This is a genomic window from Halobacillus sp. Cin3 (assembly GCF_947311855.1).
GTDB lineage: Bacteria > Bacillota > Bacilli > Bacillales > Halobacillaceae > Halobacillus > Halobacillus kuroshimensis.
Window position 1 is genome coordinate 228750 of the sequence record NZ_CAMZMV010000004.1, and the last position, 22971, is coordinate 251720.

At 41.0% G+C, this 22971-nt stretch carries 32 protein-coding genes; 30 read left to right on the forward strand and 2 right to left on the reverse strand.

From position 1 onward, the window contains the following. Nucleotides 1-8: 8 nt before the first annotated feature. Both QMA39_RS14230 and QMA39_RS14235 read left to right on the forward strand, forming a co-directional pair. Nucleotides 9-1526: a phage portal protein gene (locus tag QMA39_RS14230; RefSeq protein WP_281659117.1), complete on the forward strand. Its 1518-nt coding sequence runs from the start codon at nucleotides 9-11 to the stop codon at nucleotides 1524-1526. Beyond that, nucleotides 1523-2617, forward strand: coding sequence for a phage minor capsid protein (locus tag QMA39_RS14235; RefSeq protein ID WP_281659118.1), 1095 nt, complete (start codon nucleotides 1523-1525; stop codon nucleotides 2615-2617). The genes QMA39_RS14230 and QMA39_RS14235 overlap by 4 nt, the downstream gene beginning before the upstream one ends. A gap of 26 nt (nucleotides 2618-2643) precedes the next feature. On the opposite strand, the gene QMA39_RS14240 is transcribed toward QMA39_RS14235, so the two are convergent. Then, on the reverse strand, nucleotides 2644-2958 hold the full coding sequence (locus QMA39_RS14240; RefSeq protein ID WP_281659119.1) for a hypothetical protein: 315 nt from the start codon (nucleotides 2956-2958) through the stop codon (nucleotides 2644-2646). Nucleotides 2959-3091: 133 nt separating this feature from the next. On the opposite strand from QMA39_RS14240, the gene QMA39_RS14245 reads away from it, so the two are divergent. From QMA39_RS14245 to QMA39_RS14345, 21 genes are all read left to right on the forward strand, one after another. Beyond that, the gene (locus tag QMA39_RS14245) at nucleotides 3092-3730 is read left to right on the forward strand and encodes a hypothetical protein (RefSeq protein WP_281659120.1); all 639 of its coding nucleotides are present in this window, start codon (nucleotides 3092-3094) and stop codon (nucleotides 3728-3730) included. Nucleotides 3731-3744: 14 nt separating this feature from the next. Then, on the forward strand, nucleotides 3745-4632 hold the full coding sequence (locus QMA39_RS14250; protein WP_281659121.1) for a hypothetical protein: 888 nt from the start codon (nucleotides 3745-3747) through the stop codon (nucleotides 4630-4632). A gap of 13 nt (nucleotides 4633-4645) precedes the next feature. Next, nucleotides 4646-4786 (forward strand): hypothetical protein, encoded by a 141-nt coding sequence (locus QMA39_RS14255; RefSeq protein ID WP_281659122.1) that lies wholly within the window; start codon nucleotides 4646-4648, stop codon nucleotides 4784-4786. Nucleotides 4787-4800: 14 nt separating this feature from the next. Next, nucleotides 4801-5196, forward strand: a complete 396-nt coding sequence (locus QMA39_RS14260) for a hypothetical protein (protein WP_281659123.1) — start codon at nucleotides 4801-4803, stop codon at nucleotides 5194-5196. Further along, entirely contained in the window at nucleotides 5193-5561 is a 369-nt protein-coding gene (locus tag QMA39_RS14265) for a putative minor capsid protein (RefSeq protein ID WP_281659124.1), read from the forward strand. The genes QMA39_RS14260 and QMA39_RS14265 overlap by 4 nt, the downstream gene beginning before the upstream one ends. Next, a complete protein-coding gene (locus QMA39_RS14270; RefSeq protein ID WP_281659125.1) occupies nucleotides 5561-5917 on the forward strand; it encodes a minor capsid protein in 357 nt (118 codons plus the stop codon). The genes QMA39_RS14265 and QMA39_RS14270 overlap by 1 nt, the downstream gene beginning before the upstream one ends. Nucleotides 5918-5925: 8 nt before the next feature. After that, nucleotides 5926-6309, forward strand: coding sequence for a minor capsid protein (locus QMA39_RS14275; protein WP_281659126.1), 384 nt, complete (start codon nucleotides 5926-5928; stop codon nucleotides 6307-6309). A gap of 2 nt (nucleotides 6310-6311) precedes the next feature. Next, nucleotides 6312-6758, forward strand: a complete 447-nt coding sequence (locus tag QMA39_RS14280) for a capsid protein (RefSeq protein ID WP_281659127.1) — start codon at nucleotides 6312-6314, stop codon at nucleotides 6756-6758. 65 nt (nucleotides 6759-6823) lie between these two features. Beyond that, nucleotides 6824-7240, forward strand: coding sequence for a hypothetical protein (locus QMA39_RS14285; RefSeq protein ID WP_281659128.1), 417 nt, complete (start codon nucleotides 6824-6826; stop codon nucleotides 7238-7240). Continuing rightward, the gene (locus QMA39_RS14290; protein WP_281659129.1) at nucleotides 7237-7887 is read left to right on the forward strand and encodes a Gp15 family bacteriophage protein; all 651 of its coding nucleotides are present in this window, start codon (nucleotides 7237-7239) and stop codon (nucleotides 7885-7887) included. The genes QMA39_RS14285 and QMA39_RS14290 overlap by 4 nt, the downstream gene beginning before the upstream one ends. 6 nt (nucleotides 7888-7893) lie before the next feature. After that, nucleotides 7894-10824 carry a tail length tape measure protein gene (locus QMA39_RS14295; protein ID WP_281659130.1) on the forward strand — a complete coding sequence of 977 codons (2931 nt, stop codon included), beginning with the start codon at nucleotides 7894-7896 and terminating at the stop codon, nucleotides 10822-10824. Nucleotides 10825-10828: 4 nt separating this feature from the next. Beyond that, nucleotides 10829-12844, forward strand: a complete 2016-nt coding sequence (locus QMA39_RS14300) for a hypothetical protein (RefSeq protein ID WP_281659131.1) — start codon at nucleotides 10829-10831, stop codon at nucleotides 12842-12844. Between the two features lies 1 nt (nucleotide 12845). Then, entirely contained in the window at nucleotides 12846-13124 is a 279-nt protein-coding gene (locus QMA39_RS14305; protein ID WP_281659132.1) for a hypothetical protein, read from the forward strand. Then, nucleotides 13124-14683, forward strand: coding sequence for a sialidase family protein (locus tag QMA39_RS14310; protein WP_281659133.1), 1560 nt, complete (start codon nucleotides 13124-13126; stop codon nucleotides 14681-14683). Before QMA39_RS14305 ends, QMA39_RS14310 begins: the two co-directional genes overlap by 1 nt. Nucleotides 14684-14687: 4 nt before the next feature. Beyond that, nucleotides 14688-15728: a hypothetical protein gene (locus QMA39_RS14315; RefSeq protein WP_281659134.1), complete on the forward strand. Its 1041-nt coding sequence runs from the start codon at nucleotides 14688-14690 to the stop codon at nucleotides 15726-15728. Then, nucleotides 15725-15964 (forward strand): hypothetical protein, encoded by a 240-nt coding sequence (locus tag QMA39_RS14320; RefSeq protein ID WP_281659135.1) that lies wholly within the window; start codon nucleotides 15725-15727, stop codon nucleotides 15962-15964. Before QMA39_RS14315 ends, QMA39_RS14320 begins: the two co-directional genes overlap by 4 nt. 154 nt (nucleotides 15965-16118) lie before the next feature. Then, complete coding sequence (locus tag QMA39_RS14325; RefSeq protein ID WP_281659136.1) at nucleotides 16119-16847, forward strand: hypothetical protein; 729 nt, start codon at nucleotides 16119-16121, stop codon at nucleotides 16845-16847. Nucleotides 16848-16991: 144 nt separating this feature from the next. Then, the gene (locus QMA39_RS14330) at nucleotides 16992-17420 is read left to right on the forward strand and encodes a hypothetical protein (protein WP_281659137.1); all 429 of its coding nucleotides are present in this window, start codon (nucleotides 16992-16994) and stop codon (nucleotides 17418-17420) included. A gap of 69 nt (nucleotides 17421-17489) precedes the next feature. After that, the gene (locus tag QMA39_RS14335; RefSeq protein WP_281659138.1) at nucleotides 17490-17708 is read left to right on the forward strand and encodes a hemolysin XhlA family protein; all 219 of its coding nucleotides are present in this window, start codon (nucleotides 17490-17492) and stop codon (nucleotides 17706-17708) included. 16 nt (nucleotides 17709-17724) lie between these two features. Then, nucleotides 17725-17997 (forward strand): holin, encoded by a 273-nt coding sequence (locus tag QMA39_RS14340; protein WP_281659247.1) that lies wholly within the window; start codon nucleotides 17725-17727, stop codon nucleotides 17995-17997. Nucleotides 17998-17999: 2 nt separating this feature from the next. Next, nucleotides 18000-18995 (forward strand): N-acetylmuramoyl-L-alanine amidase, encoded by a 996-nt coding sequence (locus tag QMA39_RS14345; RefSeq protein ID WP_281659139.1) that lies wholly within the window; start codon nucleotides 18000-18002, stop codon nucleotides 18993-18995. A 46-nt stretch (nucleotides 18996-19041) separates the two neighbouring features. On the opposite strand, the gene QMA39_RS14350 is transcribed toward QMA39_RS14345, so the two are convergent. After that, the gene (locus QMA39_RS14350; RefSeq protein ID WP_281659140.1) at nucleotides 19042-19266 is read right to left on the reverse strand and encodes a hypothetical protein; all 225 of its coding nucleotides are present in this window, start codon (nucleotides 19264-19266) and stop codon (nucleotides 19042-19044) included. A 145-nt stretch (nucleotides 19267-19411) separates the two neighbouring features. On the opposite strand from QMA39_RS14350, the gene QMA39_RS14355 reads away from it, so the two are divergent. The 7 genes from QMA39_RS14355 to QMA39_RS14385 all read left to right on the forward strand — a co-directional run bounded on the left by QMA39_RS14355 (nucleotide 19412) and on the right by QMA39_RS14385 (nucleotide 22955). After that, nucleotides 19412-19636, forward strand: a complete 225-nt coding sequence (locus QMA39_RS14355) for a hypothetical protein (RefSeq protein ID WP_281659141.1) — start codon at nucleotides 19412-19414, stop codon at nucleotides 19634-19636. Continuing rightward, a complete protein-coding gene (locus QMA39_RS14360; RefSeq protein ID WP_281659142.1) occupies nucleotides 19629-19970 on the forward strand; it encodes a YolD-like family protein in 342 nt (113 codons plus the stop codon). The genes QMA39_RS14355 and QMA39_RS14360 overlap by 8 nt, the downstream gene beginning before the upstream one ends. A gap of 104 nt (nucleotides 19971-20074) precedes the next feature. Beyond that, a complete protein-coding gene (locus tag QMA39_RS14365) occupies nucleotides 20075-20965 on the forward strand; it encodes an ATP-binding protein (RefSeq protein WP_281659248.1) in 891 nt (296 codons plus the stop codon). Continuing rightward, nucleotides 20953-21258: an STAS-like domain-containing protein gene (locus QMA39_RS14370; RefSeq protein ID WP_281659143.1), complete on the forward strand. Its 306-nt coding sequence runs from the start codon at nucleotides 20953-20955 to the stop codon at nucleotides 21256-21258. The genes QMA39_RS14365 and QMA39_RS14370 overlap by 13 nt, the downstream gene beginning before the upstream one ends. A 501-nt stretch (nucleotides 21259-21759) precedes the next feature. Then, nucleotides 21760-22047, forward strand: a complete 288-nt coding sequence (locus tag QMA39_RS14375; protein ID WP_035532250.1) for a YkvS family protein — start codon at nucleotides 21760-21762, stop codon at nucleotides 22045-22047. Between the two features lie 176 nt (nucleotides 22048-22223). Further along, entirely contained in the window at nucleotides 22224-22667 is a 444-nt protein-coding gene (locus QMA39_RS14380; RefSeq protein ID WP_281659144.1) for a hypothetical protein, read from the forward strand. 66 nt (nucleotides 22668-22733) lie between these two features. After that, complete coding sequence (locus QMA39_RS14385) at nucleotides 22734-22955, forward strand: hypothetical protein (RefSeq protein WP_281659145.1); 222 nt, start codon at nucleotides 22734-22736, stop codon at nucleotides 22953-22955. Nucleotides 22956-22971 lie beyond the last annotated feature (16 nt).

The window sequence follows — 22971 nt, forward strand, 5'->3', positions numbered from 1 at the left end:
GTGATGCAATGTTTAAGAAGCTCATCACCAAAGTGAGGCAGGTGATGTACAGGATGGGATTGATTAAAGGGCTAAAGAACCTAAACTCGAAACCTAACGTTGAGGTCAACGAAGAGCTCTATGAATTTATCGAAAAGTGGAAGGCTCTTTATAAGGGCTATCTGAGTGATATTCATGATGTCATGGAGCACACGATCAACGGTAAGAAGAAAAGGCGCCGGGCGACGCTCAATATGCCTAAGGTACTCTCACAGGAGCTTGCGAGTCTTGTTTTCAATGAGAAATGTGAAATTAGCATTTCCGACGAAGCTTTTAGTGAAAATGTTAAGAACGTCTTCAAGGAAAACAACTTCTATAAGGAGTTCCAGCGGTACCTTGAATACGAATTTGCAATGGGGGGCCGCGTAATTAAAGCTTACGTTGTAGATGGACAAATTAAACTATCATACGTAACAGCTGATTGCTTCGTACCAATCCAGTGGGATAACAAAGGGGTTCATGGCGGTATATTCGTTCATGAGTTCAAGCGCGGCGACAAATATTACACGCATTTGGAGTGGCACTTCTGGGATGTTAGGGATGTTCCAAATCAAAAGAGCGGCCAAGCAGAGTCCAAGAGTGTTTATGTAATCAAAAATGAAGTGTATGAGAGCACACAAGGCACCGACCTGGGCGTTAAAGTGTCTTTGCAGGACTTCTTCCCTGATTTAGAAGAAGAGGTCGTCGTACGGAATGCTAGGCGGCATTTATTCGTATATTCTAAGCCGAATATCGCTAACAACTTTGATACATCGAGCCCATTGGGTATATCAGTATTTGCAAATGTATTAGATACGCTTGAATCACTTGATACTGCATTTGATAGTTTGCAACGTGAATTCCGATTAGGGAAAAAGCGGATTATTGTGCCGGCCTCAGCATTAAAAGTTGTCATTGACCCTGATACTGGTGAACGAAAACAATACTTTGATGCTGATGATGAGGTTTATCAAGCCTTCAAGTACGGTGATGACTCAAGCGAAATCACAGATATATCGGTTGAACTCAGGGTTGAAGAACACGTGGCCGCAATCAACAGTTTGCTCAATCTATTAGCTGCTCAGACAGGCTTCAGTTCGGGCGCCTTTAGTTTTGATGGTCAGGTCGTTAAAACAGCCACGGAAGTAGTGAGTGAAAACTCCAAGACGTTCCGGACCAAACAAAGTCATGAAACAACAATCGAGGGCAGCATTCAGGAGCTTGTAGCGGTCGTAGCTGAAATTGCTGATCTATATGGTATCTTCACAGGACCTTCGAAAGATAACGAAATCACAGTCGGTTTTGATGATTCAATTGCTGAAGATCAGACGGCCGAGATCAATAAGCAGGTGCAGCTAGTAAACAATGGATTGAATAGTAAGAAACGAGCTTTGATGAAGGTCCATAAGATTACTGAGGAAGAGGCGGAAGAGCTTATCAAAGAAATCAATGAAGAGCGAGCTTCTAATTCAGACGAAGATGTAGATATGTTCGGTGTTGGACAATGATCCATCGAGAGAAAATACAGCAACTGAGCCTACCTGTTGTCGACATCTATAGTGATATTGAGATGCAGATTCTTAAGAACGTAGCAAAAAAGCTTGTAATGAATGATCGTATTGAACCTGAGGACATCAATACTTGGCAGTTTGAAAAATTACAACAGCTCGGCCGCCTGGAGCAGGAGCATATCAAAATCATTTCCAAGTATGCAGGTAAAGGCCAGGAGGAAGTTAAGCAGTTATTGAAGACCGTAGGGTATCAAGCTGCTGATGCTCAAAATGCACAGATTGCTAGTGTAGCCGCATCTTCGACTGTTGTTCCTATTGCAGAGAGTTCAGCTATTTTAGATACGCTACTTTTTTACGAGAAACGTTCTAAACAGTTATTCAATAACATCAATACAACGATACTTGATGAATCCAAACAACTTTACCTGGACATCATCAACAAAACGACAGCGAAGGTCCTGACAGGCGTTTCCACTCCTAGACAGGCATTACGTCAGACCGTCAGTGAATGGGCAGAGCACGGTGTTCCTGCTTTGGTTAGGAAAGACGGTAGCAAGATGTCAGCAGAAGCTTATGTGAACATGGTGACCCGAAGCATGAGCAACACGGTATCGAATGAAATGCAATTTGCACGGATGGATGATTACAATGTCGATTTGGTAGAAGTCTCTAGTCACTTAGGAGCAAGACCACGATGCGCGCCTTTTCAGGGGCGTATTTTTAGTAGGAGTGGAAAAAGTAAGCTTTTTCCTGCCTGGTCTTCTACAAGTTATGGAGAAGCAGCAGGATTGCTTGGTGTGAATTGTGGCCACTTCATCATGCCTTATGTTCATGGGAAGTCGGTGAAGCGTTTTGAACCATACGACAAGAAAAGAAATGAAAAGGCATATGAGAATAGTCAACGACAGCGTAATCTCGAACGTAAGATTCGCAAAGCCAAGCGAAACGTTATCTCAATGCAAGAGTTAAAGGATAAACAAGGCGTAGAGATGGCGAAGAAGAAGCTCAGAGGAAGACAGAAGAAGTTGAGGTCATTCATTGATGAGACTGGACGTAAGCGTCGTTATGATCGAGAACAAATAAGTTAAAGAAGCCCGGAGAGGGCTTCTTTATTTTAGTCCAAGATAGAAATCCTGCTTTCTGTTCTCTTTCTTTGTTTTAAAGAAACTATAGAACTAGATTGATAGACAGTATATTCATAACCTTCACCATCTATATAGAAAAATTCACTCTTTGCAAAGGTTGAGGTTAATACTGGGATATAACCGTCGTGGATATCTAGGTTCTTTTCAAGAACTACTGGTTTAGCTTGAGAGGAAAATTCCTCGCCGTTATCTTCAATTAGTTTGATCGGAAAAATAACTGTATTTTTATTAACAGTAAATTTATCACCATTAGATAATGTAATAATTACTTCTAATTCTTCCATTTTTTTCACCTCCTTTATTCCAGTATAAAGGAGATTAATAGACAGGAATAGACATGCAAAATTTTGCCCGTTATCTGTAGTGGGCGTAATAAACAAAACAGAAGGACTTTTTACCAGTAATGGAGGGCTACACATGATTAAAAAGCACTTACTCCCATTAAATCTACAATTCTTCGCTTATGAAAGCGGAGATCAAGCAGACCAGACTGCTGATACATCTGGAGGACAAGACCAACAACAGCAAAACCAGCAACAAGACCAACAAACGGGTACTGCTACCGACCAACAAGCAGTGGAAAATACCTTTACGCAAGATGATGTGAGCAAGATTTCTGCCAAAGAAGCAAAGAAAGCGCAAGAAAAACTTCTTAAACAGTTGGGCATTGAAGACTTCGACAATGCCAAAGAAGGCATGAAGAAATTCAGAGAGTGGCAGGACTCTCAGAAAACCGAGGCTGAGAAGAAAGAGGAAGCTTTAAACAACCTTGAGAGGGATAAAGGGACTCTTTCCAAAGAGAATAATTCCCTGAAAGCTCAGTTATCTGCTGTCAGATCAGGGGTCAAGGATGAATCGATTGAAGATGTGGTCGCTTTAGCTGAGCGACAAGTGACTGAAGACACTTCCATGGAAGAAGCAATCAAGCAAGTAGTCGAAAAGTATCCAAGCTTTAAGAATTCAGATGATGGTGAAGAGAAACCCTCTTTCACCACAGGACAACATCAAAAGCAGGGCAGCGGTGATGCCTTTGCTAAAACATTATTAGGGAAATAGGAGAGTGACTTAATATGCCGAACGCTATTAACTATGCTGAGAAGTATCAAACGGAGCTTGATCAAGTCATCAAGCAAAGCATCCTTACCAATGTATTGGAAACACCTAACGTCCAGTGGATGGGTGCTAAAACGTTCCACGTACCAAGTCTTTCTGTAAGTGGATATAAAAATCACAGTCGAAACGGTGGGTTTAATCGTGGGAACGTAACAGCGACTCACGAGCCATACACACTAGGCTTTGACCGTGATGTTGAATTCTTCGTGGATCAAATGGATGTGGATGAGTCCAATCAAGCCGCGAGTGCTGCCAACGTTTCTCGTGTATTCCTGACAGAGAATGCAGGACCTGAACTTGATGCGTACCGCTTTTCTAAGATGGCTACGAATGCCATTGATAACAACCGAGCGACAGCGGAGGCGGTTACAGCTTCTGATGTGGTAACCAAACTTAAGCGTGATATCTTGAAGGTCCGTAAATATGGGACGGCAAACCTTGTCGCTTATGTATCCAGTGAAGTAATGAATGCGATTGAAGAATACAAAGAGGGCAAAGGAACATTCCAACTCGAAAACCAAGGAACAACCATCGAAACTCGTGTAACTGTTCTTGATGGAGTTCGTTTGATTGAGGTATTTGATGTGGATTGTTTCCACTCAAGCTTTGACTTCACAGATGGTTTCGCAAGCGCAACTGGATCATATCCATTGAACTGGGTCATTGTTCATCGTGGGGCAATTGTCGCTAAAGCGAAGCTTAATTCTATTTACTTGTTCCAGCCTGGACAGCATACGCAAGGAGACGGTTACTTGTATCAAAACCGTATGTATCACGATCTGTTTGTTATGAAAAATAAAGCTGATGGCCTTGTCGTATCTCACGGCACTACGGCTCAAGCATAAGGAGGGGCTTTAATTGTTGTATAAAAAGGATAATGTAATTTTGAAAGCTAAGAACGATGGAGAAGCGAAAGAGTTGGAGCTTCAAGGTTATAAAAAAGTAACCGAAGAAGATTTAAAAGCGAAGAAAGATACTAAGAAAGCACCTTCGAAATAGGAGGTGCTTTTATAATGCCCTACATTGATAAGTCGTTCTATGATGACGAATATATGGGTCTTCCTATTCCAGATATAGAAGAATTCAAGCGTCTATCCAAAAGGGCGAGTGAGATTATTGATCAGATGACGAACTATACCATCAAGAATTATGAATTCACTCGAATGGCCGAGTTTATCCAGGAGCAAGTGAAAAAGGCGACGGCTGCACAAACTGAATTCTTGGCCCTGAATGGTGAAGAGGTGAACCACGGGGATAGTACAACTTCCATGAGCATAGGTAAATTCAGCATTTCAGAAGGAAATCGGGATAGCCAGCTAATTGGCCGAAATCCAAAGCGTACAAGTCCGGCAGTTATTCAATACCTCGTACCTACGGGCCTTATCTATGCGGGAGTTGATGTCGAATGAGAATTAGGCCAATACCGCGTAAATTGCTCATTCATACTGTAGAGTACCATCAATATAAGCCCGCTGACTCATCGAACAGTGGAACAAACTGGGGAAGCGGGTCCGAGGGAAGTTTTGAAGAGCCGGTCACTATAAAGCTTGTAAGGATTGAGCCTTCTAGTAAAGTCATCATTGGTGCTTCAAGCCAGCAGCTACAGGAAAAGGCGATTCTCTATTATGATACGACTCATTCAGCACCTAAACATGTGAATTTTGTCAGGAAGTCAAAGGTCATATTCCAAGGACAGACGCATTTCATCGAGCAGGTGGATCCCCTCTATGCTCTTGGTGATGAACCTCACCATTATGAACTGAGGTTGATTTAATGCTTAATACAAACGTGAATATCGATTTTAATTCGAGCGCTGTCACTCGAAAGGTCAATAGAGCTACCAAAAAAGCTCAATATGTTTTTGATGACCAAGTTTTGAAGGATAGTAACTTCTTTATCCCAGCGGATCAATGGATATTAAGGGATTCAAGCCTTAGGGCCTCTGATATTGGGGGCGGCCAACTGACATGGGATACTCCTTATGCACGGAGGCTTTATTATAATCCTCAATTCAACTTCGATAAGGATAAAAACCCATCGGCCGGTGGCTTGTGGTTTGAGTTCGCAAAGTCCATTTATTACGACGATTGGGTGCGACTGGCTAATGATGAAGTAAATAAAAATCTGTGAGGTGACGTATGAGTGTAATTTTCATTGAGAGCATTAACAACTATCTGCAAAACAACGTTTCACTCTACGCGCCTATAGATGTGGGTCTGCTTACAGAACCGCCAGAGGCTATTGCTATTAAGCTTGTTCCATCCAGGCCGGGCACAAAGTACTTTAAAGGAGAAACTCAAGCGGTTCAGTTTCAGTTTTCTACTAAGAGCCAAAATCAAATGAAGGCTCTTCAAACCATCGATGACATTAAAAATAGCTTGGATAATCTTAGGGATACCAAGCTTTCAGGGGTCTATTTGAGCAAGTGTGAGGTCTATACTCAGCCTCATCACATTGATATTACAAGTAAGTACGAATATATCTATTCGGCCATATTCAGTGCTGAATACGAGGAGGAATAAACATGCCAGAAGCTTTTTTGCTGCAATATAATCATAAGTTTCGTATTAACACAGCTCCTGGGACAGACCCGGGCACCCTTACTCCTATTGCTGCAGGGATTACATCCATCGACCCAAACAATAACGAAGAAACCGATGAATCATTTTACTACGATGGTGACGGTGGTGGATCCACGGATGTTACCGGCATTAAGAAAGTTATCACCTTTGAGGGACACCGCAAATACGGGGATGCCGCGCAGGATTTCATCTTTGGATTAACAAACAAGACTGGACCGGATCGGAAGACGGATTTTGAATGGGAATTCCCAGATGGTCAATTGATCAAAGGCCCAGTTACCATTGTAAACATTAAGGACCCAGGCGGTGATGCGAATTCAAAAGGGGAAATCTCTTTTGAGATTCACTTTGAGGGGTTGCCTGAAGTCACTGCTGCACCATCCACCTAAAAATATAAGAGATTAAAGGCATTCCTATATGGGATGCCTTTTTATTATGAAAGGAGAATGTACAAATGGCACAAGTCCATAAGTTTGAGTTTCAGAGCGCGAAAAAGGAAATTGAAGTTGCAGGTAAAAACTATGAAATTGATTTTTCTGATGAGGCTATCCAGCGCTATACAGAAATGGCCGAGGATGCCAAGCAAGAGTATGAAAAGCAGCAGGAAAAGCTTGATCAAACTGATGAGCTGACCAGCGAGGATATTAAACAAATCCAAGCGGCACAGAAGGGCGTCGTTAAGCGGACGCTTGAAGGTTACCTTGGAGAAGGTTCTTTTGAAGAACTTTATGAAAAGGCCGGACGCTCTACGGTGAACCTCATGGACCTTGCTCGATTTTTATCCGACCTTTTCCATCAAGAGCAACAGGAAAGGGTTCAAAAGCACAAGGATAAATATTTAGCGAATAAAACAGTTAAGAAGCGAAAATGATGGGGGTATCGCTCACTCATAGATTCGATGGGGATTACGAATGGGGTGGGTTGAAATTAACCTTGGATATGTCTTTTGACAACATATTGTTGGTATATGAAATGTTGGAAGACCGATATCTCGGGACGATTGACAAGCTTCTTTTGGCGGTGGAATTGCTAGTGCTCGATGATGAGGAGCTATCTGATTATGGAGATCAGGAGCTTATTCAACTTGCACTTGATTTGTTCAGAGACTGCTTAGACAGAGACTTACGCGGAGGAGAAGATAAAGAGGCTGAGAGTGATGAGAACTCCATAAATACACCAGTATATGACTGGAATGAAGACGCAGAGTTGATCTATGCGTCTTTTTTGTTTGATTACAATATTGACCTTTATGAAGCGCAGGGGTCCCTTCATTGGAGCAGGTTCCTGGCTTTATTCAAGAATCTCAGTGATAAGTCTCCTTTTGGAATTGCTGTTCACTATCGTACTTGTGATGTACCGAAGCCTGATTCTCATAACAAAGAGGAACGGGATCACATTCTCAAGATGAAGCGTAAGCACGCTCTGAAATCAGAAAAAGCAATGCAAGCTCAAGCAGAAGCTGCCCATCAACATGCTTTGGCTTTCGCCGCATCAATTGCAAACCAGAAAGGGCGGTGAAACTAAATGGCAGGGTCAGATGGTCGCATCAATATAGATACGCGGCTTGAAACAGGGGATATTGAGAGAGACGTCCGGAAGGTAAACAGAGAACTTGGTTATATCGGATCAGATATGGATCGGATTGGCAGGAACATGTACAACGAAATGGATTATACCTTTGATCGTATGGGGCGGTCCTCAAGACAATTTTACAAAGGGACCTCAGCAGAAGCGCAAAGAATGAGTGCTGAAATGCGTTCTGCTTATGCAATGCAACGGGAGTCCATGCGTGGTGTGCGCGACGAAATGATCAAGGTCCAGTACGGCTATTACCAAATGGCGAAGTCTGCAGATCAATATAAGGGTTCAACAGCGGATTTCATGGATGAGATATACGATATGGGAAAGCAACATAAAAAAGTGACAGACAGCATGATAAGAGACAACACGATGCTTCGGATGAAATTTTATCAGAATGTCGGCTCTATGCTTGCCAAGTCTACTCAGTCTGAAAAAATCGCTAAGAACTTTGATCGTATGAACAATCCTTTGTATAAAGTCAACAAAGGATTGTTGAATGTAACTGATGGGATGGAGAGAGTGGCCAAGGCCGGCCAGCCTGCAGCACTTGCCCTTCAAATGTTGGGGCCGACAGCGAACATGAAAGAACTTAGAGATATGACGCAGCTGATTACAAGGGGACTTATGAGATATCAGTCTGTGCTTATAGCTGCAGGGATTACTTCAGCTTTAGTTTTCGCTTCTATAGCGAAGGCGGCTAAGGGTCCAAACGTCGCTGAAGTGCTTGAGAAACAGAATGAAGCCCTGGATGAATACCACCAGAGGCTGAAAGAGCGTACAGATGAAATTGCTACGACATGGGGCCTGTTTGAAAACATTCAATTGGACTCCACCAGTCCTGACAAGCTTATGAAAAACTTGCAGGAGCAGGTAACGGCGTTGAGCAATTGGCAGTCCAACTTGGATGAGTTATCGAAAAAGGGATACTACGACGGTTTCATTCAGAATCTGAGGGAGCTCGGCCCGGAAGCGGCCGGTCAGATTGCCTCTTTAAACCAAATGAGTGATGCTGAGCTCGAAAAATATGTTGAACTTTGGAGAGAGAAACACAATTTAGCATCTACTGCTGCCGAGAGGGAATTGCAGCAGTTAAAAGAAGCCACTCTCCGAGAAGTTCAGCTCATGCAAGAAAGTCTGAAGCCTTTAGGTATTGCTATGTACGAGTTTGGTCAAGCCTGGGCGGTCGCTTTAGGACCGTTTATTGATATGATGAGTATCATTTTAGCCAAAATTGTGGACGTAGGGACGGCCATAGGGAATTTCTTTGGTAAGATTGCAGAAAATAATCCAATTCTAAGTAAAATGATTTTTGGATTCTTATCCCTCGTCCCCGCAGTAACGATGCTATTGGCTCCCCTTGCTATAGGTGTAGGGTTATTTGCAGGGATGAAAGCTGCATTTGCTTCTACATGGATGCTTATTGGTCCATTGGTCACCGGACTTGCTTCAATGATGGGGACAGTTCTCTTGGTCACAGCAGCTATTGTTGGCCTGTCTGCTGGATTTTATTTGTTATGGACAAGGTCAGAGACCTTCCGTAGCGCTGTGATTGCTGGGTGGCAGGCCATTCAAAGTGCTGTTATGGCAGTCATTGAATTTTTTACTCCATATGTAATGCAGGCCTACAATGCGGTGGCTTTATATATCAGTCAGAAACTTTCTGAAATGAAAGCATTCTGGGATCAACACGGTGCCCAAGTCATTCAAGCTTTACAAAATGTGTGGTCGATCATTTCTACAGTCATACAGGCAGGGCTTTCTGTTATTATGCCGGTTTTACGTGTGGGTTTTGAGTTGGCGAAAATGATAGTGGTCAGTGCCTGGCAGGCTATAAAAAATATAATAGATGGAGCTTTAAAAATCATCCGTGGAGTGATTCAGGTATTTACTGGACTTTTCACTGGTGATTTTTCTTTATTGTGGCAAGGGGTCAAGCAAATATTTATGGGGGCCCTACAGGTCTTGTGGGGATGGATTAATTTATATTTCATTGGAAAATTCCTCGGACCACTTAGAGGTTTCGCCTCATCTGCTAAGAGTATTCTTCAAGCCATGTGGTCTTTCTTGAAGGGGTTATTTACAAGCTCTCTTAATGGCATACGTGCCGTTTATACTGGAGCCTTAAATTTTGTGCGTAATTTCACGAGTAGTGTAACAAACGGAATTATGAACATCTTTTCCCGTATTTTCCGAACCATAACTACTGTTATACGTGTGGCGGTCCATGGGTGGCGCACGGTGATCACTACAATCCTTAATTCTATAAAGTCCTTTATCAGCTCGGTTCTCAGCCGCATAGGTGGAATCATAGACCGTTTGTTTAATGGATTTGTTAATTCCGTACGTAGTTCTATGACTTCTGTTAAGGATAAAATTGTTTCTGGGTGGAACTCGGCCAAGTCTTTCTTAACAAACATTGATTTGTTCCAAGTTGGTAAAGACATCATCAAAGGGTTGATAAACGGTATTGGTTCAATGATTGGTGCAGTCACTAAAAAAATCGGTGAAGTTGCAGGCAATATTAAAGCTCGAATTACCGGAGAAATGGACACTCATTCACCATCGCGCTGGATGAGGGATAAAATCGGTAAAATGATTCCTGCGGGGGTCGCCGTTGGAATCGAAGGCAACACTTCTGAATTAGACAAGGCGGTTGAAAATATGGGACGTAGTGTGAAAGTGAACACCTCTGGGGAACTGGCAGCCAACGCTTCAAATGGATCAGGGTCAGTTAACAACACACAGAAAACCGTACACCATGAGACTAACGATAACCGACAATGGACAATTACGCTTGATGCAAAAAATCTAGACGAGATTAGTAAACTTACAGACTTCTTTGGAGGTCTTCAGCAAGCTGTGAGAAAGGGGTGAGCGAGTGGCCTATAAGAAGTTTTATGGACAATGGACTGGAGTATGGCGTGCAAATGGCAGCTATTATGGCGGTGGAAATATATTAGTCGGTGGCGGGGACGGATTCGACTCATTAATTGGATTCAACTCTGTTGCTATTAAAGAAGCAATCGACTCATCGAAGGTTGAACCGGTGATTCGATTGCATTTTTATGTTCGAAATCCAGGTACTTTCGATTTTGGTATGCACAAATCAACAAGTAATCGTGCAGCTGATGGTATTCCTTTCTATGTATGGACAGGACGCTCGGTCAACCCTTCGACTGGCTGGGCGTCTTATGACATTACTAAGTTTAATAGGAGTATCTCTGGTTCTGATAATACATTTGCAGGAGCGTTAAACAATGGTTATCACGGTCCTGTTTTATATGGAGGTACAGGTGGAGCTTATGGTGAGGCGGACGGCAGCGGTGGTTCAAATCAGATATATATTGCAATAGAAGGAACTTGGAACGAATCACCAAGCAAACCGAATGTCACTTACCCGACAGGAAGCGAAACATTGAACGGTAATATAACGATGAGAGCTACAGGGGCATCAGATCCAGAAGGTGACTCTTTGACCTATCAGTTCGCTCTATACGATGGAAGTTGGAATTACTTTCAGAGGCAAAGTTCATTATCCAGGGCAGTCAACTTAGATGATTACAATGAAACATCTGTTGCAAAAATTGCATGTAGGGCTTACGACGGTCAATCTTACGGAGGATGGGATTACTCGAGCGTATTTACCATTAAACGTAATACAAAGCCACTAACACCTACACCATTAGAGCCTGTTGGTGGCGTAAAAGTGGACCGGTCTAAAAGTAAGTTTTTCAACTGGAGGAACAATGACGATAGTGAGCAAAGCCTTTGGTATATAAGGTGGCGCCTGAAAGGCGCGGATGAATGGAACTACTTGTCAGAAGAAACAACGGAGACTCGTACTTATATTTTAGGAAGTACATTCCCGGCCGGCGAAATTGAATGGCAGGTAAGAATGTTTGACCAAGCAGGATTGCGAAGTGAATATTCGCCTTCAGCTATCTTTTATGCCACAGACCAAACGGATGCTCCTGAGATATTAGAACCTACAAACACAGACATTATCAGCGATCCAGTAGCAACCATTCGGTGGTCTAGTGTTAATCAAAATGAATATCAAGTGGAAGTCCTTGAAGGATCTGATGTCTATTGGAGTGTAGCCAGGGTATCTGGAAACAAAGGGGTAACTATTGGTGAACCTTTAGAAAATGATGCTTCTTACACCATTAGAGTCCGAGTCCGTTCCAAAGGTGGTTTTTGGTCGGAATGGGCCAGCATTTCTGTAGCGACATCCTTTACTCCACCGGCTCAGCCCGAATTGGAAATTGAGGAGAAAAGAGGTCAAGCGGCCATATATGTGTATATTGATAACCCAGCACCTACTACTGACCAACCTGCAGTAATTGGAAATGACCTTTATCGCAGAAGAAAAGGAGAGGCCTGGATAAGAGTGGCCGAGGGAGTCCCTCCAAACACTGGTTTTATGGACTACACACCTGCCGGGAATACGGTTTATGAATATTATGCTGAAACTAAAGGGGCCAACGCCGCGGTAATACAAAGTGTACCTGTTATTGGATCAGTTGAGATTAACGACATAATCTTAAGTATTGCTACAATCGCGACTGAAAGTATTCATTTATCAAAGATCTTATCTAAAGGGTTCAAAATGGACTTCAACGCAAATACTATGAATTTTTCAGGAAGGACTTACCCGGTAACAGAGTTCGGAGAAACCATCGAAGAGGAAAGTGCTACTGAATATCGACTCACACACCAAGAATATGAATACTTAATTCGTATCCTAAAGCAGAGGGAAACGTTACTTTTCAGGGACAAAAGAGGGCGGAAAAAGTTTGTAACAGCTCCTTCGGTGAGCGTTGTCGATGAACATATAAATCATTATAAAATCACTTTACCTCTCAATGATGTAGATTATAAAGAGGAGGTCTAACATGATTGATTTATCCCGCGATGGTTACTCCCATGAACAAATTCGTCAGATGCTTCACATGGCTCACGGTTCAAGGGAGGTTCGCTTTAGATATGACCTCCTTGATAATGATGATAATTTTATAGCTGAGCTTGATACTGTCGAAGGTGGAAATATCGAATTCTCAGCTTTTTCCGATATCAAAAGGACTGCAAAAATCCATCTTAGGGAAGAAACATACCTGCAGGAAGCTTATATGAGTTGGGGAGATATTGGCGATAAGAAGTGGAGTGAAGTCTAATGGCACAATACACAGAGAAACTAAATTTATACAAACCGAGCCGTTTAGATTCAGGATTAGAGGTTGATGTAACTTTAGCGCAAAACTTCCAGAACATCGATAATGCTCATGGGGAAATGGAGCAGTCGGTAACAGAACAAAGGGAGAATGTTGAAGCACTAAATACTAAAGTGGTGGATGTGGAAAAATTCGCAGATAACTCCAAGTTAACTGTTAATGATATAGAAAGAATTACCAACACGCGCCGTCATTATCCTATGCTGCTGGATACACCAACGTATGACGGATCAGGCGAAGTCGTTCACCCGGATATCGAATATATCCATGAAGGGTTTGGAAGTGAAAAATGGCGTTATTGGCAGGCGATGACTCCTCTTACAGGCCGGAGTGATCAGACAGAAAACCCTTCAATTCTTGCTTCTCACGATGGAGCTGTTTGGGTGGAGCCTGGCCAGAACGTGAATCCAATTATACCGGTTCCGACTACCGGTTCCGGTGATCACAATAGCGATCCCTGCTTGGTTTATCATAATGGTGAATTAATTATGTATTATCGCGAGACGCGAAAAAGTGCGAGTCCGCGGGAACAAAGAATTTACCATATAAAAACTGCTGACGGAGTTCATTGGAGCAACCCAGTAGAGGTGTTAATCGATGGTAGCGGTAACCCTGAAGGCTTAATGAGCCCTTCTGTCGTCAGACTTAATAATCAGTTTGTTATGTTTTATGTGAGCGGCAAGGAAAGTAATAGTCTGAGGAGAAGAACAAGCGCAGATGGGCTTTCCTGGAGCTCACCACAGACATGTTCAACAGGAGGTATGCCGCCAGGTCGTGTTTATTGGCATATTCAAGTAACACCTAATGTAGATAGATTAGATATGATTTTTGCTTCTTACCCGGTTTCTGGATCAACCGGATGGTTGCATTACGGATACTCAACAGATGACGGATTTACGTGGCAGACAGGTGAGCCATTTGTAGACCAACTCTATGACAATGAAACTCAAAGGTTCTACAGGGCATCCATGAGGCCCACATATGATAATCCGAACATCTATGAGATATGGTATTCTGCCCTCGGAGAAAGTAACGCCTACCAAGTTGCTTACATGAATGCTATAAGAATAAACAATAAACTATACCCCTTATCCCCTTCTGATAAGAAATATATTTTCACAGCAAGCATCGGTGTCCCAAGCGTTCACGCAAGAACAGGTACATTTGGGAAAATTACTGTGGGAGGGCAGGCGATCAATGGGGGTAAGGCTCCTTGGGTCAAAGCCAGCCTACAAAACGGATGGACAATAAATTCAGGTATGGATCTCCGTTTTTATAAAAACGGGTTTGATGAAGTTCATATTGTTGGGCGTGCGCTTCCTGGAAATACAGCGAATGGTACTGTCCTATTCATCATTCCGGAAGGGTACAGGCCTGTCCAGGACATGATGTATCGTCAAAGGTTTGGGGATGTTTATGTGAAAGCAGATGGAGAAGTGCAGCTGTATGATTTCATTGAAAGATATGTGTGCTTCGACGGGATTTCATTCAGAACGGAGTGATTGAATGACAGGATGGGGCGACTTATACAAACTGGATAACCAGCCTATTGATTGGACTAAAAATAGGATCCGGCCGAGAGTTGAGTTTAAAGTTCCTGACGAATTTAAACAGATGGAATTTTATGAAGAAGAGACTTTCTTCGTACAAAACAACATGGCAAACTCGTATGACGTGAAGAAAAGCGAAACAGAGATAACATCGAATGGGTGGATTGGATACCCGTTGGGTGTTTTTTTAGTTGCTACCCCTAAAAAGAAAGAGGAAGGGAGCAGCATCTCAAGGGTTATAGAAGGATATGACAAGTTGCTTATTGTAAAGGAAGACAAGCTTGTTGAAAGACTTACCTTTCAGGCTGGCACCACCTATTACGACTGTATGACTAAAGTGTTGGAGAGCGCGGGGGTCACTAAGTACACCATTGAAAACGATGGGAAGAAGCTGGCTACAGATAAAGAATATGAGCCGGGAGAGGAAAAACTTAAGGTGTTAAACGATTTAGCTTCTGAACTGAATTTCACTCAGCTATGGGTGGATGAGTATGGCTATTTCAGAAGTGAGCGATATGTATCTCCTTCTGAAAAAGGTTTGGACTATGAATATAAAGATGACGAGCTTTCAATCATCATGCAAGGGATGGAGGAAGAGCTCGATGTGTATGATCTCCCTAACGTTTTTCATGTAACAGTGTCAAACCCTGATAAAGATGAAGTATTGACAGCTACCTATGAGAATAACAACCGTGACCACCCTAGATCCATACCAAACTTAGGACGGCGGATAGTCAGATATGAGGAAAAAGAAGATATTGCAGATCAGGAAGTTCTAGATAATTACGTAGAAAGAATTGCTCTTGAATCTTCTCAGATATTCGGCAAGGTCATGTTTGATACAGCGATTATGCCTTTTCACGGATACAGCAATATACTTCGGGTCCGCAACCAGACTTTAGGTATCGATGAAAAGTATTCTGAGACAGATTGGTCGATTCCCTTAGAATCTGGAGGTTCCATGAGCCATGAAGTGAGGCGGGTGGTTAAGTTGTGAAGCCACAATATTTGATCAATATTATCAAGGATATCATTCATCAAGAGAGGCAGCCGGAACCATTCAGGCTTGGGAAGGTAGCATCCACAGATGGAAGGGTTAATTTTGATGGAGAACAGTCTGCGGGGCTCAAAAAATACAAGCGATTATCTAACTACACCCCTTCAATAGGAGACCGAGTATTGTTGGCCAGAGTAAAAGGCAGCTACGTCATTTTAGGGAAGATACAAAAGTAAGGTTCAGATAAGAAAGAGTAAAAGACGTGAAAGTATAACTAAAAGAAATTAAAAAATAACTTTTAAGAATAAATACAACTCTTAAAATTATTTGACAATTATAAGTGTTATCAGTTACAAATAATGTAATGGATATTGATGGAGGTACTTATAGATGAAACTTGCCACTCCGTGCGTGAAGTGTATTTCTGAATTAAATGAACCAAACCTCAACTTTAATAAAATTGAGATTAATGACTCGGGACTTTATGAGTTTACATGTTCTGAAGGACACTATACTCACATGGTCCTTCAAGATGAAAAGTTCGAAGTATTATTTGATCTTGGTGCACTAGCATTGATTGATGGTTATACCCGTGAAGCTGTTTCAAGTTTTGTTTCATCTTTAGAGAGATTTTATGAATATTTCATTCAAATAATACTTGATAACAATAATATTGATAAGGAAAATTTCAATACAACTTGGAAGAGTGTCAAAAACATGTCAGAAAGACAACTAGGCGCATTTTATTTCCTTTACTTAAATGAATTTAATGATTCACCTCCAATATTCCCGCAAAAAATGGTAGGTTTCAGAAATAATGTTATACACAAAGGTTATATACCTGACTACACAGAAACTTATGAGTTTGGGGAGCAGGTTTTCAATTACATCCAAGGCTTGTTAGTACTTATTAAGAAAAACTATTCAGATAGTATCCGGAAACTGTTTTTTAAAAGACAAGCTAATATCAAAGAAAATCAGAATATGAAAGAACCACTAGCAGTAGCTGCAATATCTAGAATGATTGGTCTTTCTTTAGAAAATAAAGTATTTCAGGAAAGAACATTTGAAGGTTCCCTCAAAAGCCTTAGTGAAAATATAGGTCCTTATACAAAATGAAATTATTGCTCGCCTTAACAAAAGAGTAACTTCGTAAGCTTAAAAGAAGGTGTTAATTGACACTAATCAATGTCGTTAGTTATATATGGAATATGAAGGTAACCAGTTTTGGTGAATTTAGTTTTCATAGAAGGGACGATGAAAATGGGCTATAAAGTAATTTTCATCCAACAGATAAAAAATCTTAGTTCAGCAGAAACAGACATACTAAAGAATAAAAGAGCTGCCAAAATGCATGCTAAGGATTTTCTTGAAAGCTATTTTAATAATTTAAGAAAGAATCTAGAAGATGAAATCAGCGCTTCTGACTGGTTTAGTTTTGAAATTGAGATAAAGTATTACAAAATTAAACTCGGTGACGATTACATTTTATCCATTCCCCGTTTTATGCATGAAAAAATTAGTGTCCCTGATGAAATAAATGTAGCGATAAGAATTAGGGGAAGGGAAGATAATGACACTTTAAAAATAATTGGTAATGAGTTTGTAAGTGAAAAGTATGGTGTTAGTTTGGATGAAGAATTAATGGACATTTACCTTCAACAAACTTTCAGCGGATTTTTTGAAAAATAAATAATATATAGTATTGAGCTCTTCCATTCAGGAAGGCTCTTTTTATTTTGTCTAAATAGGGGGGCAATTATGGAAGAACGAGTAAAAAAGTTAGAAGAAGATGTAGGTGATATGAAGTCACGATTGGCAGTAGCAGAGTCTAACATCAGAGATATGAAACAGGACATCTCAGACATTAAGAGCAATACAACTTGGATTCTCCGTCTGATTTTGGGCGCAATAATTTTAGCTATATTAGCTTTTATTTTGAAATCGCCAGAAACCAATATTTCCTTAGGAGGGTTTTAGCATGGAAAATGAAATGATGACTCAGGTATTGATGTTTGCCACGGTAATCAGTCCTTTTGTAGCTGGAGTGCTTGAAATTGTGAAAAGGTTGGCTGCACTGCCGAAGAATTACATTCCTCTGATTGCTTTAATGATTGGAGTGGCATTAGGCGCTGTATCTTATCCTTTCACTGAAATGAATATTGCGTTGCGCTTATGGGCCGGAGCTGGGGCAGGACTTTCAGCGACCGGTCTTTTTGAATTGGTTCAGAAACGTGAAGGTCATACTACAAAAATTGAGGAGGATTAATTATGACTTACTTTTTTGAGCAGCTTCCCCAGGTAGTTAATCTAAGAGGGAAACTCCCTCATGATGGTTGGTACAACGTTTATTCAGAGAATTATAAGACGGACATTGCTATTCACCACTCTTTAACAGAGACTGGTGATTCAAGAGCATTTGCTATGTATCACGTTCATACACTTGAATGGCCGGAAGTCGCATACCATTTTGTGATTTTGCGTGAGGGCACCATCGAATATAATCATCAGTTAGGGGTCCTTAGTTATCATGTCGGAAACAGTAATAAGCAAGCTGTAGGAATTTGCTTAGTAGGTGATTTCCGCACTCAAGAACCGACAGAAGCTCAACAGAACTCCTTGCGCGAACTACACGCTGCGTTGGTTAAGGATCTCCCAGCCTACAAGCGCACGCGTGGGCATAATAAATTCCCTGGCTATTCTCGAAAGCAGTGCCCTTGCTTTGACTATGAAGCTGTTTTGTCAGGTAAGTTAACTGGACAAGCACAGGATAAAGGATATCTCATGAAAGGGGATGTGGGAGATGCCGTTAAACAACTGCAGCGTGACCTAAATAAGGTGGGGGACCAACTAAAGGTTGATGGAAGCTTTGGTCCACTTGTTGAAAAAGCAGTTAAAAACTTTCAGAAGGTCAATAATCTTATGGTAGACGGCTATTATGGGCCGGCTACTCAAAAGGCTTTGCAGGAGGCTGTTGAACGCATAGAGTCAAAACCCAAGGAGGAAACACAAATGGAAAAACATATCTTTGTAGCAAATGATAAAGTTGATGCTTTGAACGCGTATAAAGCAGTAGTCCGTTCCGGCGGAGCTATTAAGTTTCGTTCTAATGCTGAGAAAGAGGAAGTATTTGCAGAAGAAAACATATACGTGGTCGGCGGTGGAGCTGACGGAATTAAAGTTGGCCATGGTAAGGTGGTGGATCTTTCAGGTGATACAGCGGAAGAAACATCTGCCAAATTGGACAAGCATTTTAAATTGATTTAAATATCATGTATGACAACAGCTCTGGCTATTGCTGGGGCTTTGTCATTTATTGAATTGTATAGTCTTCATCCTCAATAATGAACTTTTCTTTTCCTACTTCATATAACAGAGCCTCATATGCGTATACCTTCTGCTTGGTTTTGTCCAACTCAAAAGGTTGGCCGGATATATGTATCATCATTTCATCCATAATTTGCTGGGTTTTTTCATTTAATTTCTCTGAAGCCAATGCTACATGCCAGGCTTTTAATTCTTCGCGTGTATTCTTCATAAGATACCTCCTAATTTTTATTGCACTTATTACCTTACGACAAAAAACTCCAAACACCTTCACAAAAATTGTAAATTTACTTTTGTTTAATAAATGGTAAAATAAGAACAAATGTTCGTATATGATGTATGAAGGAGTGATGGAAGTGGATGGCATTCTAAAGAGAGCATTAGATAATAAACAAAAGCTCGAACTCATTTACATAGCTAACGAAGGGAATATTTCTCAGAGAGTTATTCGTGTAGTATCGATTAAAGAGGGAACAATTCTGGCTTACTGTTACACACGCAAGACTGTTCGGTCATTTAAGCTTGCCAACTTTCTTTCAGTACATCCTTATATGGAAGGGAAAGGTGTTATCAATGGATAATCGGAATCGTGATCGAGGGACCATTAAATGGACTTCATTAATGCTACCTGAACATGTTGAAATGATAAAGCAAGTTTGGAAAGAGGACGAACGCATCGAAAAACCTATTCTGGATGATCAACAGTTAGAAGAAATAGGGCTAAAGCTACAAATAGCTTTAAAGGACGGGCTACCTGTAGAGGTTCGTTATCATAACGGGTTTGACTTTACTTACTTATTAGCAAAGGTTATAAAGATGGATGTAAGTACACGAAGGATAAAAATGTATGATCAGAAAAATAAAGATGATATAACCATACATTTTGATGATATAAGTAATGTAGTAATTGCTTGAAGAGGAAGGTTATTTAATGGAATATAATGAAACTTGTCTCAAAATATGAATAACATGTTAAAATAATCCTAATATGTAGTTAGGATGTGAAGGTATTGTTGAAAGTGAACTTGCCAACAAGTTTTAAGAGAAGTACTATGCACCATTTAATAAACAAAGTGATCACCTCTGATATGCAGCCTGCAAGTAAAGAAATAACTTTTAATTTTAGAACGCTGAATTTTATAGAACCGGCGGGTGTAACAATTTTAAGTAATCTCTTTGAGTGGTTATTGAGACGGGACGTTTCTGTTGCTATTGAAAACCCCGATAATTTCCCTAACAATCCAAAGCACTGTTTAAAGTATCTTGATGATTCAATGCTTTTTAAAAAATATATAGGGAGTACATTGAGTGATTCACCTGCTGTTAGGTCTACAACTATCCCTATACAGTCTGTGGCGTACAGTTCTAGTTATAAGTGGCTTGAAAATGATTTCACCCCATGGTTATCTCGCCAGTTAGGTATCAACAAAGAGTCCTTGGCAAATATCTCAATTAGTTTCGGTGAGATATTTAACAATATACGTGATCACGCTGAAGAAAATATAGGGTGTATTTTTGCTCAATGTTATCCAAACAAGAATCAGTTAATGATTGCTATCTCAGACTTTGGTGTAGGAATACCATACGCAATAAGAACAGTTTACCCTTCTTTAACTGATGAAGAAGCAATTGTGTCTGCTTTAGAAGAAGGGTTCTCATCTAAGTCTACACCTAAAAATAGAGGTGCGGGGCTCCAAACGCTCCTTCAAAATGTAGTCGTGAATAATGGCGGAGAACTGCATATTAGGTCCTTTTATGGTACAATTACAGCCCATAGGAATAAAACTAACGGTTATGTGGTAAACTCTAAACAGCAAAGTAATAGGTATCCGGGGACATTTATCGAAATCGTTCTCGATACTAACAATTTTGAAAATATTGATGAGGAGGAGTTCGAATGGGACTTCTAAAAGTCTTGAATCATGTAGAACGTTGTTACTCCAATGAAGATGGGGCAGTTATACACGCCTTACTGTTATCTGAATTAAAATCTGATGAAAAAGTCACTCTTTCATTTGAAGACATCGAATGGGTAACGTCTTCATTTGTAAATACTGCTTTAATTGACTTGTTAGAAGAGTTTGATTTTTCTTATATAAAGAGTCATTTGAAATTTACTAAAACCACTAAACAGATTAATGATATGATAAAAAGACGCTTCAAGTTTGAAGTCGAAGAAAGAAAAAAGTTAATTCACATATAAAAGGCTCTCTTAATTGAGAGCTTTTTTTAATGAAGTGAATAGTGATCACGTGGTCACACAAATGATCACTAAACGGAAAATAAGCAATAAAAGCTAGAGTGTAAAAACTAGTTCTTGTCTATTAACAATGGTTGATTTTAAATGCAATTAAAAGTAGCGAAATGCTGTTAAAATAAGCACCGCAGACGAGTCACGTGGAGTGTGTAACATGGTTGGAGAAGAAAGAAAAGTAAGACGTTAAGACACTTTCGAAGATAAAACAACGATCAAGCAAATCGAGAAGGTATATAGTCTTCATTAAAACTGATGACTTTCGTACCCGGCCTGAATTATTGTACAGTGTGAACGGTGCTGAAAATCAGACATTATGAAAAAACATGTTTGTTAAAATCAGCAGAGCGAATGAGAGACCGTGATTAAGGGTATGGATAAAGGAAACCTGTGCCTGAATCATGGCATAAGCGAAACCGAAACTACACTCAATAGGAAGGGGAATTTCTTATGGCTGATGAAAACCTAAGTAAAGGCCTTGTAGATGCTGCCTTTAACAAGAAAGAAGCAGAAGAAGCAGAGAAAATAAAAGAAGAAAATAAAGCAAACGAAGGGGATATCATTACCTTCAAAAGGGACGGCCAGCAGCTTGAAGCTGTCGTTACTTCTACGAATCCGGCAAACTCCGTGGTCTGTGACCTGACCATTATGGAAGATTTCCACGAGCGCAATTTTGACTTCGAAAAGACCGTGGTTGCTCATAAGAACTACACCATTAAAAAACGCAGCAAAAAGTAAGTCCGGCCTCTGCTGTATACGGATAAGAAGCACCGCACTCGAAGAGTGTGGTGCTTTTTTACACGTAGAATAGCTTCTCATATAAGAACGAATGGATGATATGTGTTTTGAACTATCCATACCTCCGCAAAATGGTGTACTCTTTATAGGTAGAGTAAACTTCAGGGGTGAGAGAAATGAAAAAGATAACAGCTTTATGGCTGATAATTTTAACAGGGGTGCTGCTTACAGCCTGCTCCGGAACCGCAGAACCGCCGGACGGTTTTATGACTATGAATAAAGAAGTGACGGAGATGGCGAAAGGCACGTATGAATGGACCAATGAAGGGTTGTTCTCGGACAGCCAAGTGACAGCGGATGCGGGAACACCTTACGAGATTGCTGAAAATGTCGAAGCGGCACCTTCAGGCGATGACAAGACAGCAGTGATCACATTCAGCAGTGGAAAAACACCGGAACTCTCCGCATTTATCTGGGATGATGAAGGAAGGCAGGAGGAGCTTGCGATTGAAAATGAGCAGGTGACTCTTCCCGAATCAGAAGGCCGATATATTATCGAAGTTTTTGCTGAATGGGAAAATGGAACCGGCTCGTACACTCTTCCTGTGATGATCCAATAGAGGATGAAACCTGATCCTCCATCTGTTCGTATAGATAAGTAACAAAGCGAAAGTAGGTGGAAGGACATGAGTGGAGGCGCGTTTCTGCTGATCATTCTGAGTTTGCTCGGTCTGCCTATTTTATGGGGAATGATCCGGGACAAATTCGGAAGGAATACCAATCGATTTTACGGCGATGAACTGAATAAGCATCAAAAAAGAGGAAGAGAAAAGGTCTATGAAGAGAATACAAGGCACACAGGACCAAGAGACAATCCGCCCATGGGAGGCGGGGGAGACTTCTCCTGATATTTAAATCGGATAC

What these genes read in the sequence shown, in the direction of transcription:
- QMA39_RS14235 (WP_281659118.1), top strand. Translation starts at nt 1,523, where the DNA reads ATGATCCATCGAGAGAAAATACAGCAACTGAGCCTACCTGTTGTCGAC.
- QMA39_RS14240 (WP_281659119.1), bottom strand. Translation starts at nt 2,958, where the DNA reads ATGGAAGAATTAGAAGTAATTATTACATTATCTAATGGTGATAAATTT.
- QMA39_RS14335 (WP_281659138.1), top strand. Translation starts at nt 17,490, where the DNA reads ATGGAAGAACGAGTAAAAAAGTTAGAAGAAGATGTAGGTGATATGAAG.
- QMA39_RS14315 (WP_281659134.1), top strand. Translation starts at nt 14,688, where the DNA reads ATGACAGGATGGGGCGACTTATACAAACTGGATAACCAGCCTATTGAT.
- QMA39_RS14360 (WP_281659142.1), top strand. Translation starts at nt 19,629, where the DNA reads ATGGATAATCGGAATCGTGATCGAGGGACCATTAAATGGACTTCATTA.
- QMA39_RS14350 (WP_281659140.1), bottom strand. Translation starts at nt 19,266, where the DNA reads ATGAAGAATACACGCGAAGAATTAAAAGCCTGGCATGTAGCATTGGCT.
- QMA39_RS14275 (WP_281659126.1), top strand. Translation starts at nt 5,926, where the DNA reads ATGAGTGTAATTTTCATTGAGAGCATTAACAACTATCTGCAAAACAAC.
- QMA39_RS14325 (WP_281659136.1), top strand. Translation starts at nt 16,119, where the DNA reads ATGAAACTTGCCACTCCGTGCGTGAAGTGTATTTCTGAATTAAATGAA.
- QMA39_RS14280 (WP_281659127.1), top strand. Translation starts at nt 6,312, where the DNA reads ATGCCAGAAGCTTTTTTGCTGCAATATAATCATAAGTTTCGTATTAAC.
- QMA39_RS14305 (WP_281659132.1), top strand. Translation starts at nt 12,846, where the DNA reads ATGATTGATTTATCCCGCGATGGTTACTCCCATGAACAAATTCGTCAG.
- QMA39_RS14265 (WP_281659124.1), top strand. Translation starts at nt 5,193, where the DNA reads ATGAGAATTAGGCCAATACCGCGTAAATTGCTCATTCATACTGTAGAG.
- QMA39_RS14295 (WP_281659130.1), top strand. Translation starts at nt 7,894, where the DNA reads ATGGCAGGGTCAGATGGTCGCATCAATATAGATACGCGGCTTGAAACA.
- QMA39_RS14290 (WP_281659129.1), top strand. Translation starts at nt 7,237, where the DNA reads ATGATGGGGGTATCGCTCACTCATAGATTCGATGGGGATTACGAATGG.
- QMA39_RS14245 (WP_281659120.1), top strand. Translation starts at nt 3,092, where the DNA reads ATGATTAAAAAGCACTTACTCCCATTAAATCTACAATTCTTCGCTTAT.
- QMA39_RS14270 (WP_281659125.1), top strand. Translation starts at nt 5,561, where the DNA reads ATGCTTAATACAAACGTGAATATCGATTTTAATTCGAGCGCTGTCACT.
- QMA39_RS14340 (WP_281659247.1), top strand. Translation starts at nt 17,725, where the DNA reads ATGACTCAGGTATTGATGTTTGCCACGGTAATCAGTCCTTTTGTAGCT.
- QMA39_RS14370 (WP_281659143.1), top strand. Translation starts at nt 20,953, where the DNA reads ATGGGACTTCTAAAAGTCTTGAATCATGTAGAACGTTGTTACTCCAAT.
- QMA39_RS14345 (WP_281659139.1), top strand. Translation starts at nt 18,000, where the DNA reads ATGACTTACTTTTTTGAGCAGCTTCCCCAGGTAGTTAATCTAAGAGGG.
- QMA39_RS14285 (WP_281659128.1), top strand. Translation starts at nt 6,824, where the DNA reads ATGGCACAAGTCCATAAGTTTGAGTTTCAGAGCGCGAAAAAGGAAATT.
- QMA39_RS14385 (WP_281659145.1), top strand. Translation starts at nt 22,734, where the DNA reads ATGAGTGGAGGCGCGTTTCTGCTGATCATTCTGAGTTTGCTCGGTCTG.
- QMA39_RS14260 (WP_281659123.1), top strand. Translation starts at nt 4,801, where the DNA reads ATGCCCTACATTGATAAGTCGTTCTATGATGACGAATATATGGGTCTT.
- QMA39_RS14380 (WP_281659144.1), top strand. Translation starts at nt 22,224, where the DNA reads ATGAAAAAGATAACAGCTTTATGGCTGATAATTTTAACAGGGGTGCTG.
- QMA39_RS14375 (WP_035532250.1), top strand. Translation starts at nt 21,760, where the DNA reads ATGGCTGATGAAAACCTAAGTAAAGGCCTTGTAGATGCTGCCTTTAAC.
- QMA39_RS14310 (WP_281659133.1), top strand. Translation starts at nt 13,124, where the DNA reads ATGGCACAATACACAGAGAAACTAAATTTATACAAACCGAGCCGTTTA.
- QMA39_RS14250 (WP_281659121.1), top strand. Translation starts at nt 3,745, where the DNA reads ATGCCGAACGCTATTAACTATGCTGAGAAGTATCAAACGGAGCTTGAT.
- QMA39_RS14330 (WP_281659137.1), top strand. Translation starts at nt 16,992, where the DNA reads ATGGGCTATAAAGTAATTTTCATCCAACAGATAAAAAATCTTAGTTCA.
- QMA39_RS14230 (WP_281659117.1), top strand. Translation starts at nt 9, where the DNA reads ATGTTTAAGAAGCTCATCACCAAAGTGAGGCAGGTGATGTACAGGATG.